The following is a 12192-nucleotide window of genomic DNA, read 5'->3' as shown; positions in this document are numbered from 1 at the left end:
ATGCAGATTTCCTATGACAGGGCACCGCGAAATATTCGCAGCGCCGTCATCAGGATAAGAATTGATTATTTAAATAACGGAGAAAAGTTTATTCCAGCATCGTGCTAATTAATTTTCCTAATTGAATGACCGCCTGCTCTTCTCGCTCTCCCCAGGCCCAGGAGGTATTAAACCGGAAGAACGGTGTCCACGCGTCGGAGGTGGAAAACATCTTTCCGGGCGCAATGCTGATGTGGTGCGTTAAGGCTTTTTCGCTGAGCAGCCCCGCATCCAGCTGCGCCGGAAGCTCCAGCCATAAAAAGTAGCCGCTGTCGTTATGGTGGATTTTGACGCCGGCAGGCATATGGCGCAAAAGGGACTGCCAGGCCTGCTGTTTTCGCTCGGCGAGCGTACGCCGCAGCCGGCGCAGATGGGCGTCGTAGCGTTTCGTCGCCAGGTAATCCACCAGCGCCAGCTGCACGGGTGAGCTGGTGGAGAGCGTGCTCATCAGCTGTAGCTGCTGAATGCGTCTCGCGTGTTTTCCTGCCGCAACCCAGCCGATGCGAAAACCGGCTACCAGACATTTTGAAAAGGACGAGCAGTGAAGCGTCATGTCCTGGCGATCCCATGCTTTCGCCGGGAGCGGCTTTTCGCGGCCAAAATAGAGCTCGCTGTAGACATCGTCTTCAATCAGGGGGACGTTGTGTTGCGTTAACAGCGCGACAAGCTGCGCTTTTTTCTCCGCGCTCAGCGTGAAGCCAAGCGGGTTTTGACTGTTGGTCATGATCCAGCAGGCCTTAACCGGGTACTCCTTCAGCGCCTGTTCAAGGGCATTCAGGTCAATCCCCTCGCGGACATCCGTCGCAATCGACAACGCTTTGAGCTTCAGGCGTTCCAGCGCCTGCAGCGCGCCGTAAAAACACGGGTTTTCGACTATCACCCAGTCGCCCGGCTCGGTTACCGCCTGCAGGCTGAGATTGAGCGCTTCAAGCGCGCCTGCGGTGATCACGATCTCTTCAGGGGAGATATTCATCCCCTGCTGCGCGTAGCGACGGGCAATGGCGTGGCGGAGATCGACGTTACCCGGGGGCAGGTTCTCAATCACGCTCATCGCCGTCGCGGTTTTGCTGACGTTCGCCAGCGAGCGGTTGAGCTGCTGCAGCGGGAAAAGTCGGGGATCGGGAAATGCGGAGGCAAAAGGAACAACGGACGGGTCGCGGCTGGCCTGTAAGACGTCGAAGATGTAGGTATTAATATCCACCACTTCGTCACGCATCACCTGGGCAGGTGGAGCAGGCTGATGTGCGGTCGGGCGCGAGGCAACGTAATAGCCCGACTGCGGTCTGGCGACAATGCGCCCCTGACTTTCCAGCATCTGATACGCGTGGCCAACGGTCATAAAACTCATGCCGCTGCTCGCCACCTGCTCTCGCAGCGAAGGCAGCTTATCGCCCGGCAGCCATACGCCAAGCTCAATCTGCGAGATAATTTGTTGCGCCAGACTCTGGTATTTTTTCATCAAATTCTCCTTGTGACCGACAGTGTATATCAGCAGGAGAAAAAGAGAAGATTTAGCTAACTGTTATGGTTCGTGAAACGAATTACTTACGGTACTCGGTAATGTGGCTTTGCGCCTGGCGCGCGGCGGCCAGGTGATCGAGCGTAATCATCGACGATTTGCAAAAGATGCATTTCGCGCCGAGTGGGTTTTTCTCGGACATATCAAAGACTGAGGTACGGTACTGCGAGCCATGACAGCATGGGCAGCGGAAATGAATATAAGAAGTCATAGGATTCTCCTGTGAACGTAAAAACGTAAATTACTAATGGGCCGATTGGGCAATAATGGTTTTAAACAAAACGAATCGGAAAGTAGATAAAGACCCAAGAGAGGCTGCGGAGAGGCACAACGTGATGAGAACTGCTTTATAAAACTACGTCAGATATTTATTTGGACTCAAAACCAGAGGGTCATTAACGCACGGCGCAGACGACAAGGCAAGCAGTTTTATGCGTAAAATTCATAAAAATACAATTTTTATACCTCACGCGAGGTATATCAGATGGTTAAAGCATGAGTTTTAAGCCAACTGTTATGGTTAAAAATCACTTTTCTGCGTCTGATAGTCCGAACGTTGCCCCTATACCATAACAGCACACCGTTTGACATTGAGGCTGTGCATGTTTGGTTTAGATGCTTTTCACCTTGCACGGATACAGTTTGCCTTTACCGTATCCTTTCACATTATTTTCCCGGCGATCACCATCGGCCTGGCAAGCTATCTTGCCGTACTCGAAGGGCTGTGGCTGAAAACCAAAAATCCGGTCTGGCGCTCGCTGTACCATTTCTGGTCAAAGATTTTTGCCGTCAACTTTGGCATGGGCGTGGTCTCCGGGCTGGTGATGGCCTACCAGTTCGGCACCAACTGGAGCGGATTTTCACAGTTTGCGGGCAGCATTACCGGCCCGCTGCTGACGTATGAAGTGCTGACCGCCTTCTTCCTCGAAGCCGGGTTCCTCGGCGTGATGCTGTTCGGCTGGAACAAGGTCGGGCCGGGACTGCACTTCTTCTCCACCTGCATGGTGGCGTTGGGCACCATTATCTCCACCTTCTGGATCCTCTCGTCGAACAGCTGGATGCAGACCCCGCAGGGCTATGAGATCGTCAACGGTCAGGTCGTGCCGGTGGACTGGTTCGCCGTGGTGTTTAACCCCTCCTTCCCTTACCGCCTGTTGCATATGTCGATAGCCGCATTCCTGAGCAGCGCCCTGTTTGTGGGCGCATCCGCGGCATGGCATCTGCTGCGCGGGAATAATACCCCTGCCATACGGGCAATGTTTTCGATGGCGCTGTGGATGACGCTGATTGTCGCCCCCATCCAGGCCATGGTTGGCGATATGCACGGGTTGAACACCTTAAAGCACCAGCCCGCCAAGATTGCAGCCATTGAAGGCCACTGGGAAAATCCGCCGGGTGAGCCTACCCCGCTACTGCTGTTTGGCTGGCCGGATATGGAACAGGAGCGCACCCGCTTTGGGCTGGAGATCCCGGCGCTGGGGAGTCTTATCCTGACGCACAGTCTGGATAAACAGGTTCCGGCCCTCAAAGAGTTTCCGAAGGAAGACCGTCCGAATTCCACCATCGTCTTCTGGTCATTCCGCATTATGGCGGGCCTGGGCATGCTGATGCTGCTGCTCGGGGTAACGGCACTCTGGCTGCGCTACAAAAAACGCGTGTATTCGTCGCGCCCCTTCCTGTGGTTTGCGCTGCTGATGGGGCCAACCGGGCTGATTGCCATCCTGGCCGGGTGGATCACCACCGAAGTGGGCCGCCAGCCGTGGGTGGTCTACGGACTCCAGCGAACGAAGGATGCGGTATCTGCCCACGGTGACCTGCATATGAGCGTGAGCCTGCTGGCCTTCTTCGTCGTCTATACCTCGGTATTCGGCGTGGGTTACAGCTATATGGTTCGCCTCATCCGAAAAGGCCCGCAGCCGCATGAATCTTTCGCCACCGAGTCCGACGGACGTCCGGCGCGCCCGCTTTCTGCCGTCACAACTGAACATAAGGAGCAGCCATAATGGGTATCGATCTTTCCATTATCTGGTTTGTCATCATCGTCTTCGCCACGCTGATGTATATCGTGATGGACGGTTTTGATCTGGGGATCGGTATTCTGTTCCCGGCCACGCAGAACGCCGACGATCGCGACGTGATGGTCAACAGCGTCGCGCCGGTCTGGGACGGAAATGAAACCTGGCTGGTGCTTGGCGGTGCCGCCCTGTTCGGCGCATTCCCGCTGGCCTATGCGGTGATCGTTGATGCCCTCACCATTCCGCTAACATTAATGCTGATCGGACTTATTTTCCGCGGGGTGGCATTTGAGTTTCGCTTTAAAGCTACGCCGGCCCACCGCCCCTTCTGGGATAAGGCGTTTATTGGCGGTTCCATTCTGGCAACGTTCACCCAGGGCGTGACGGTAGGCGCCGTTATTAACGGCTTTACCGTCACCGGCCGGGCCTATACCGGCGGCCCCTTTGACTGGTTTACCGCGTTTAACCTATTTTGCGGCGCGGGGCTGGTGGTGGCTTATGCGCTGTTAGGCTCTACCTGGCTGGTGATGAAAAGCGAAAACGCGCTGCAGGAGCGGATGCGTGAGGTGTCGAAAACGCTGTTAATCGTGCTGCTGGCGTTTATTGCGGCGATCAGCTTCTGGACGCCGCTGGCGCAACCGGCCATCGCTGCGCGCTGGTTCACGCTGCCGAATCTGTTTTACCTGCTGCCGGTCCCTGCTCTGGTGGTGATTTTTAGCCTCTACCAGTGGCGCTGCCTGAATAATCCCGCCAGCCATAGCCGTCCGTTTATTCTGACGCTGGGGCTGATATTCCTCGGCTTTAGCGGGCTTGGGATCAGCATCTGGCCGCATATTATTCCACCGTCGATCACCCTGTGGCAGGCCGCCGCCCCGACGCAAAGCCAGGGCTTTATGCTGGTGGGCGCGCTGTTGATCATTCCCGTTATTCTGGTCTACACCTTCTGGAGCTACTACGTGTTTCGCGGCAAAGTTCAGCATGGGGAGGGTTATCACTGATGCAACAACCGGTATGGAAAAGATTACTGTGGCTGGCCATTATCTGGGGCGGCAGCGTACTGGCGCTGGCTGCTGTCAGTATGCTCTTCCGCATGCTGATGACGGCGGCAGGATTTAAATCGCATTAACGTTATTCCGGGCAACCGCTGCGTTGCCCGGTACTTCTCCCCGCACTTTCAGATAAACCCCATTAACGCACGGCAGAGTATCGTTACACTGGAAAAAGATTCACGGTATTTATAGTTTGAGAAGAAAAATGAAAAAGCTCATTGCGTTAAGCGTTATTAGTCTTGTCCTTACCGGCTGCGTTAATCCGGGTAAAGCCTCCGTACAGCCGGAGCAACTTAAAAACCACCGCTTTGTGCTGGAAAACGTAAACGGTAAGGCCGTGAAGACCGCGACAACGCAACCTGAGATCGGTTTTAGCGCGCTGCCAGATATCAGTCTGGTGAATAACATCAGCGTTTCCGGCCAGATGTGTAACCGCTTCAACGGACAGGGGAAATTGTCCGAAGGCGAGCTTAAGGTTAAAACGCTCGCCATGACGCGCAAGCTCTGTACCGAGCCGCAGCTGAATGAGCTGGATCAGGCCATCGGCGACATGCTGCGCAAAGGGGCGCAGGTCGACCTGACTGAGGACCAGTTAACGCTGGCGACAGCCGATAAAACGCTGATGTTTAAGCGTGTAGAATAATCAGTAGTTACCGCAGCTTCCAACGGCAAGCGACTGTTCGCTACAGCGTTTGCCGTTTGGCAAGGCGCACATCCCAATAGCAGAACCATCAAGCTGGCGGGCGACAGACAGCGAACCGCCAATCATCGCGCAGTTGGCCTGACCTGAACTGGACATTGCCGCTTTCATTCCCGGCGCCACGTGGGCTGCCGTTGCCTGCTGGACTGGCTCACTGCTACATGCCGACAACAATAACGCGGCACACCCTACCCAAAATGCTGAACGCATGCTCTCTCCCCCATGAATAATGCGAAACCTATGCATAATAGGCATCACATCCCGTGTCGTCGAGAGCGGAAGTGCGTATTTATGCGCTTCAGAAACAATTTCTCGCAATTTTTTCGACAAAAGTTTGATCTACTCATTGATGGCAAGAATACCAAGGACACAAAAGCGAAAATCGTAAAATCCCCCGTTTGCTAGAATACACAGATAATATTCAGGGTTTGTTGCCGTAATACAGACCCCTATTTTTTGCGCAATGTAAGGGTGTTGTCCTATGCAAACTATTGACGGTAATGGTGCAGTTGCCTCAGTCGCGTTTCGCACCAGTGAAGTTATCGCCATCTACCCGATTACGCCAAGTTCTACCATGGCCGAGCAGGCGGATGCCTGGGCGGGTAACGGGTTAAAAAACGTCTGGGGCGATGTCCCAAGAGTGGTTGAGATGCAGTCTGAAGCCGGTGCGATTGCCACGGTACACGGCGCCCTTCAGACCGGCGCGCTTTCCACGTCGTTTACCTCCTCACAGGGATTGCTGTTAATGATCCCTACGCTTTACAAACTCGCCGGTCAGCTGACGCCATTCGTTCTGCACGTTGCCGCGCGTACCGTTGCTACCCACGCGCTCTCTATCTTTGGCGACCACTCCGACGTGATGGCCGTGCGCCAGACCGGCTGCGCGATGCTGTGCGCCAGCAGCGTTCAGGAAGCTCAGGACTTTGCCTTAATTTCGCATATCGCCACGCTCAAAAGCCGCGTGCCGTTTATTCACTTCTTTGATGGTTTCCGCACCTCTCACGAAATCAACAAAATCGTCCCGCTGGCCGACGATACTATCCTGAATCTGCTGCCGCAGGCGGAAATCGACGCGCATCGCGCCCGGGCTCTTAATCCTGAACACCCGGTTATTCGCGGGACATCGGCGAACCCGGATACCTATTTCCAGTCCCGCGAGGCCACGAACCCCTGGTACAACGCGGTTTACGACCATGTTGAACAGGCAATGAATGAGTTTGCCGCCGCGACCGGTCGGGAATATAAACCCTTTGAGTACTACGGACATCCGCAGGCGGAACGGGTGATTGTGCTGATGGGGTCAGCCATTGGTACCTGTGAAGAGGTGGTTGACGAGCTGCTGACGCGCGGCGAAAAAGTTGGCGTGCTTAAGGTGCGTCTCTATCGTCCGTTCTCGGCCAAACATCTGCTTTCGGCTCTCCCTGAAAGCGCCCGCGCTGTGGCGGTGCTCGACCGTACCAAAGAGCCGGGCGCGCAGGCGGAACCGCTGTATCTGGATGTGATGACCGCCCTGGCAGAATCCTTTAACAATGGTGAACGTGAAACGCTGCCGCGCGTTATCGGGGGGCGCTATGGTTTGTCCTCCAAGGAGTTTGGGCCGGACTGCGTGCTGGCGGTATTCAACGAGTTAAGCGAAGCGAAACCCAAGCCGCGCTTTACCGTCGGCATTTATGATGATGTGACCAACCTGTCCCTGTCGCTGCCGGAAAATACCCTGCCCTCGACCGCCAAACTTGAGGCGCTGTTCTATGGTCTGGGCAGCGACGGCAGCGTCTCCGCGACCAAAAACAACATCAAAATTATCGGCAACTCAACGCCATGGTACGCCCAGGGGTACTTCGTTTACGACTCCAAAAAAGCAGGCGGCCTGACCGTTTCCCACCTGCGCGTGAGCGAACAGCCCATCCGCTCCGCGTATCTTATTTCTCAGGCTGATTTTGTTGGCTGCCACCAGCTGCAGTTTATCGATAAATACCAGATGGCCGAGCGCCTGAAGCCCGGCGGTATTTTCCTCCTCAATACGCCGTACAGCGCAGACGAAGTCTGGGGGCGCCTGCCGCAGGAAGTTCAGGCGGTGCTGAACCAGAAAAAAGCCCGTTTCTACGTGGTCAACGCCGCAAAAATTGCCCGCGAATGTGGCCTGGCTGCGCGTATTAATACCGTTATGCAGATGGCCTTCTTCCATCTGACCAACATCCTGCCGGGCGACAGCGCGCTGGCGGAACTGCAGGGCGCGATTGCCAAAAGCTACAGCAGCAAGGGCCAGGAGCTGGTCGAACGCAACTGGCAGGCGCTGGCGCTGGCACGCGAATCGTTGTTTGAGGTTCCGCTGCAGCCGGTGAATGCGACAAGCCCGAACCGCCCTCCGGTGGTGTCCGATGCGGCGCCTGATTTCGTGAAGACCGTGACGGCGGCGATGCTGGCCGGTCTGGGCGATGCCCTGCCCGTCTCTGCGCTACCGCCGGATGGTACCTGGCCGATGGGCACCACGCGCTGGGAAAAACGCAACATTGCCGAAGCGATCCCCATCTGGAAAGAAGAGCTGTGTACCCAGTGCAACCACTGCGTTGCGGCCTGCCCGCACTCTGCCATTCGAGCCAAAGTGGTATCACCGGAAGAGATGGAAGCCGCGCCGGCCAGCCTGCATTCGCTGGATGTGAAATCTCGCGATATGCGCGGACAGAAATACGTTCTGCAGGTCGCGCCGGAAGATTGCACCGGCTGTAACCTGTGCGTCGAGGTCTGTCCGGCGAAAGACAGGCAGGATCCGAAGATCAAAGCCATCAATATGATGTCGCGTCTGGAGCACGTTGAAGAGGAGAAGGTCAACTATGACTTCTTCCTGAATTTGCCAGAAATCGATCGCAGCAAACTGGAACGTATTGATATTCGTACGTCACAGCTGATTACGCCGCTGTTTGAGTACTCTGGCGCCTGCTCCGGCTGCGGTGAAACGCCGTATATCAAGCTGCTTACCCAGCTGTACGGTGATCGGATGCTGATTGCCAACGCTACCGGCTGTTCGTCCATCTACGGGGGCAATTTGCCTTCCACGCCGTACACCACCGACGCGAATGGGCGCGGTCCGGCGTGGGCAAACTCGCTGTTCGAGGATAACGCCGAATTCGGCCTGGGCTTCCGCCTGACAGTCGACCAGCACCGCGCGCGCGTGATGCGCCTGCTGGAGCAGTTTGCCGGACAGATCCCCGCGGAGCTCAATGACGCGCTTCACGCGGACGCGACGCCAGAAGAACGTCGTGAGCAGGTTGCTGAGCTGCGCCGCGCGCTGCAGGGCGTGACGGGGGCTGAACAGCTGCTGACCGACGCTGACGCCCTGGTCGAAAAATCAATCTGGCTGATTGGCGGCGACGGCTGGGCTTACGATATCGGCTTTGGCGGGCTCGATCACGTGTTGAGCCTGACCGAAAACGTCAACATCCTGGTTCTGGATACGCAGTGTTATTCCAATACCGGCGGCCAGGCGTCGAAAGCGACGCCGTTAGGCGCGGTAACGAAATTCGGTGAACACGGTAAACGCAAGGCGCGCAAAGATCTCGGCGTGAGCATGATGATGTACGGTCACGTTTACGTCGCGCAAATCTCGCTGGGTGCCCAGCTTAACCAGACGGTGAAAGCGATTCAGGAAGCGGAAGCGTATCCTGGCCCGTCGCTGATCATTGCCTACAGCCCTTGTGAAGAGCATGGCTACGATCTGGCCCTCAGCCACGACCAGATGCGTCAGCTGACAGCGACCGGCTTCTGGCCGCTGTACCGGTTCGACCCGCGTCGTGCTGACGAGGGTAAATTACCGCTGGCGCTGGATTCGCGTCCGCCTTCGGACGCACTGGCCGAGACGTTAATGCAGGAACAGCGCTTCCGTCGCCTTAACGCCCAGCAGCCGGAAGTGGCTGAACAGCTCTGGAAAGATGCCGCTGCTGATCTGCAAAAACGCTATGACTTCCTGGCGCAGATGGCGGGTAAAGCCGAAAAACCTACCAGCGACTAGTTACCCTGCCCGGCTTGTCCGGGCATTTTTTTGCCATAAAAAAAGCCCGGCGTATTCACACCGGGCGAATCCAGATAATAATTGAATATCTATTTAGTTTCCTTAATAGCATTCACGTTAATTATGGATGAATCATCTTACAGGCATATAACGCCGGCTAGATTAGCTTAATTAACGCCTGATTTATAATTTAAATTTAATATAATTACTTTTAAATCATTCATCAAACCAATGATCATTTCTGCCGATTTATTCGGTTTAGATTTTACTTAGTTCGTAACAATTATATTTTATTACTCTTACACGGGAGTGATTTAGCATGAGACAACTTTCTCATTTTGAAAGTTCAACAGGTAATTAAATAAAAACAACTGCAAAGGAATATCACAATGCAAAGAAAAGTACTGGCTCTGATGATTCCGGCTCTGTTAATGGCTGGTTCTGCACATGCAGCTGAAATTTATAACAAAGACGGCAACAAATTAGATCTGTACGGTAAAGTCGATGGTCTGCACTATTTCTCCGACGATAAAGGCGCTGACGGGGATCAAACCTATATGCGTCTGGGCTTTAAGGGCGAAACCCAGATCAACGATATGATGACCGGCTACGCGCAGTGGGAATACAACATTCAGGCTAATAATACGGAAGGGTCTGATAATCAGTCCTGGACGCGTCTTGCCTTCGCCGGTGTCAAAGTGGGCGACTACGGCTCCTTCGATTACGGTCGTAACTACGGCGTGCTGTACGACGTGGAAGGCTGGACCGATATGCTGCCTGAGTTCGGTGGCGACTCCTACACCAAAGCCGACAACTTCATGACCGGCCGCGCCAACGGTGTGGCAACCTACCGTAACACCGACTTCTATGGTCTGGTGCAGGGCCTGAACTTTGCGCTGCAGTACCAGGGCAAAAATGAAGACGCCAGCAACAACCAGGAAGGCACCAACAACGGTCGCGACACGCGTCACGAGAACGGTGATGGCTTTGGTATCTCCACAACCTATGACTTCGGCATGGGAATTACTGCAGGGGCCGCGTATACCTCTTCTGACCGCACCAACGAGCAGGTCATGAATACCACAGCGGGTGGAGACAAGGCGGATGCCTGGACGGCGGGCCTGAAGTATGACGCCAATAACATCTATCTGGCGGCAATGTATTCTGAAACCCGCAATATGACACCGTATGGTGATAATACCGACGCCGTGGCGAACAAAACCCAGAACGTCGAAGTGACCGCGCAGTACCAGTTCGACTTCGGCCTGCGTCCGTCCGTTTCCTACCTGCAGTCGAAAGGTAAGGACCTGGGCAACGGCCAGGGCGACCAGGATCTGGTTAAATACGCTGACGTAGGGGTCACCTATTACTTCAACAAAAACATGTCCACCTACGTTGATTACAAAATCAACCTGCTGGATGAAGATGACAGCTTCTACAAAGACAACGGCATCAGCACCGATGATGTTGTAGCGTTAGGCCTGGTTTACCAGTTCTGATGGTCAGAGCCCGCATAATCATGCGGGCTCGCTTGTTTTTTGAAGTTCGTCACAATAGACAGCTTAAGAAAGGGGTTGGTTGAGGGAAAGTTGAAAGTAAGCTGGTTAAACTGTGGTGATAGCCCTTTTATCACTAAGGATAACAACGTTGTTTGGTCGTGTATCCCTTGCCGTACTTACCCTTTTAGCATTGCTGTGGATGGCGTTAATTTTTGATTTTGGTGATATCGTCGGGCATCTCGGCGCGCTGTTAAACCATCTGGATGGCAGTTAACAGGGTTGCCTGGGAAATAAAAAGCCACCAGCAGTGCCGGTGGCGGGTAAACGCGTATGTCGCGTTATTTTTTCACAGGTTGAGGCTTTTTATCACCTGATTCAGGGGCCTCACGCGGATCGTCTTTTTCAACACAGAGCATAGTTTCTCCTGTTTCAGTTACCCACTGCCTACTATAGCCGGAGGAGTAAAAGAGTGGCCAGGCGGCAATCATGCCTGCTCTTCACCTTTCTCGCGAAAAGAAAGATATCCAAATACCCCACTTTCCCCATCCATGGGATGGTTAACGCCGTCCATCACCTTCACCTCTGGAAAATCAAAAGGTGAAACGTTTTCAAAACAGGCGACATTAACGCCATATTCGTTTGGGTTAGAACGTCGCTGATGGAACGTGTAAATCCCGCACACCGAGCAGAAGAAATGCCGTGCAGTTCCCGTGTTAAAGCGGTACTCGGTGAGCTTATCTTCACCTTTGGTCACCTTAATGCCTGACAACGGCGCAGAAACGACGACCGCGCCCCGCATACGACAAAAGGAACAGCTGCAGCGCCGGGCGGTGTTCAGCCCATCGGTAAGTTCAACGGTGAACGCCACAGCGCCGCAATGGCACTTCGCATTTCGTCTTTCAGACATGGGCTATACCCCTTTTCTCACCAGCTCGGCAGCCTTAACGAAAACCTCATCTTCTACGCCATCGCCTTTTTGCCTGCCGAGCCTGACCAGTTCATCGACAATGCTGTTGCGATGGATCGGTTTTTGCGCTGAAACCAGCCCAATAACGGCGGCCCCAATCGCCAGCCCCACTAATCCGGTTTGTTCATCTTTGTTTTTCATATTCATGCTCCTGGTACAACAAACAAGCGTAGCAGGAATACGGTAAAACGAAATGCCGGACAGATGCTCTGTGAATGTTATTTAAACAGTTCAGAGAGGTACAACTTCCAGAATCGACAGATACGAACGGGTGTCTATTATTTTGTTCAGCTTCAGATTGGGGTCGGTTCCGGCTGAGGGCGAAATGACACCCTAAGCTTTCGGTTCCTTGGGCCAAAGATATTCGCCAGTCAGTAGAATGTGCGCCCAGCCCAATG

At 54.3% G+C, this 12192-nt stretch carries 13 protein-coding genes; 7 read left to right on the top strand and 6 right to left on the bottom strand.

Annotated features, from left to right (window positions below):
• Positions 1 to 88: 88 nt before the first annotated feature.
• Together ACMWLG_RS15115 and ACMWLG_RS15110 are read right to left on the bottom strand one after the other, a co-directional pair.
• Positions 89 to 1498, bottom strand: a complete 1410-nt coding sequence (locus ACMWLG_RS15115) for a PLP-dependent aminotransferase family protein (protein ID WP_023311997.1) — start codon at positions 1496 to 1498, stop codon at positions 89 to 91.
• Between the two features lie 82 nt (positions 1499 to 1580).
• Positions 1581 to 1769, bottom strand: a complete 189-nt coding sequence (locus ACMWLG_RS15110; RefSeq protein WP_023311998.1) for a hypothetical protein — start codon at positions 1767 to 1769, stop codon at positions 1581 to 1583.
• A 391-nt stretch (positions 1770 to 2160) separates the two neighbouring features.
• Here ACMWLG_RS15110 and ACMWLG_RS15105 point away from each other — a divergent pair, with 391 nt between their 5' ends.
• The 4 genes from ACMWLG_RS15105 to hslJ all read left to right on the top strand — a co-directional run bounded on the left by ACMWLG_RS15105 (position 2161) and on the right by hslJ (position 5265).
• Entirely contained in the window at positions 2161 to 3561 is a 1401-nt protein-coding gene (locus ACMWLG_RS15105) for a cytochrome ubiquinol oxidase subunit I (protein ID WP_045400073.1), read from the top strand.
• Positions 3561 to 4571, top strand: coding sequence for a cytochrome d ubiquinol oxidase subunit II (gene cydB / locus ACMWLG_RS15100; RefSeq protein ID WP_045400076.1), 1011 nt, complete (start codon positions 3561 to 3563; stop codon positions 4569 to 4571). The genes ACMWLG_RS15105 and cydB overlap by 1 nt, the downstream gene beginning before the upstream one ends.
• Positions 4571 to 4699: a DUF2474 domain-containing protein gene (locus ACMWLG_RS15095; RefSeq protein WP_008501283.1), complete on the top strand. Its 129-nt coding sequence runs from the start codon at positions 4571 to 4573 to the stop codon at positions 4697 to 4699. Before cydB ends, ACMWLG_RS15095 begins: the two co-directional genes overlap by 1 nt.
• 128 nt (positions 4700 to 4827) lie before the next feature.
• The gene (gene hslJ, locus ACMWLG_RS15090; RefSeq protein ID WP_045400079.1) at positions 4828 to 5265 is read left to right on the top strand and encodes a heat shock protein HslJ; all 438 of its coding nucleotides are present in this window, start codon (positions 4828 to 4830) and stop codon (positions 5263 to 5265) included.
• Here the strand turns inward: hslJ and ACMWLG_RS15085 are convergent, their stop codons facing one another.
• A complete protein-coding gene (locus ACMWLG_RS15085; protein ID WP_023312003.1) occupies positions 5266 to 5532 on the bottom strand; it encodes a DUF333 domain-containing protein in 267 nt (88 codons plus the stop codon). It lies immediately after the preceding gene.
• Between the two features lie 271 nt (positions 5533 to 5803).
• Here ACMWLG_RS15085 and nifJ point away from each other — a divergent pair, with 271 nt between their 5' ends.
• The 3 genes from nifJ (at position 5804) to ACMWLG_RS15070 (ending at position 11101) form a co-directional block, all read left to right on the top strand.
• Positions 5804 to 9328, top strand: coding sequence for a pyruvate:ferredoxin (flavodoxin) oxidoreductase (gene nifJ, locus ACMWLG_RS15080; protein ID WP_045400082.1), 3525 nt, complete (start codon positions 5804 to 5806; stop codon positions 9326 to 9328).
• Positions 9329 to 9717: 389 nt separating this feature from the next.
• On the top strand, positions 9718 to 10827 hold the full coding sequence (ompC, locus tag ACMWLG_RS15075; RefSeq protein WP_045400085.1) for a porin OmpC: 1110 nt from the start codon (positions 9718 to 9720) through the stop codon (positions 10825 to 10827).
• Positions 10828 to 10975: 148 nt separating this feature from the next.
• Positions 10976 to 11101 (top strand): hypothetical protein, encoded by a 126-nt coding sequence (locus ACMWLG_RS15070; RefSeq protein ID WP_255319991.1) that lies wholly within the window; start codon positions 10976 to 10978, stop codon positions 11099 to 11101.
• A gap of 64 nt (positions 11102 to 11165) precedes the next feature.
• On the opposite strand, the gene ACMWLG_RS15065 is transcribed toward ACMWLG_RS15070, so the two are convergent.
• The 3 genes from ACMWLG_RS15065 to ACMWLG_RS15055 form a co-directional block, all read right to left on the bottom strand.
• Positions 11166 to 11243: a hypothetical protein gene (locus ACMWLG_RS15065; protein ID WP_223239581.1), complete on the bottom strand. Its 78-nt coding sequence runs from the start codon at positions 11241 to 11243 to the stop codon at positions 11166 to 11168.
• 68 nt (positions 11244 to 11311) lie between these two features.
• The gene (locus ACMWLG_RS15060) at positions 11312 to 11734 is read right to left on the bottom strand and encodes a GFA family protein (RefSeq protein ID WP_023312006.1); all 423 of its coding nucleotides are present in this window, start codon (positions 11732 to 11734) and stop codon (positions 11312 to 11314) included.
• Between the two features lie 3 nt (positions 11735 to 11737).
• Positions 11738 to 11935, bottom strand: a complete 198-nt coding sequence (locus ACMWLG_RS15055; RefSeq protein WP_023312007.1) for a hypothetical protein — start codon at positions 11933 to 11935, stop codon at positions 11738 to 11740.
• Positions 11936 to 12192: the final 257 nt, after the last annotated feature.

This window comes from Enterobacter sp. 01-M-02-SI-ECC, assembly GCF_047530595.1.
In the GTDB taxonomy this organism is placed as follows: domain Bacteria; phylum Pseudomonadota; class Gammaproteobacteria; order Enterobacterales; family Enterobacteriaceae; genus Enterobacter; species Enterobacter cloacae_M.
The sequence above is the reverse complement of the archived record's forward strand: the minus strand, read 5'-3'. Positions and strand labels throughout refer to the sequence as shown.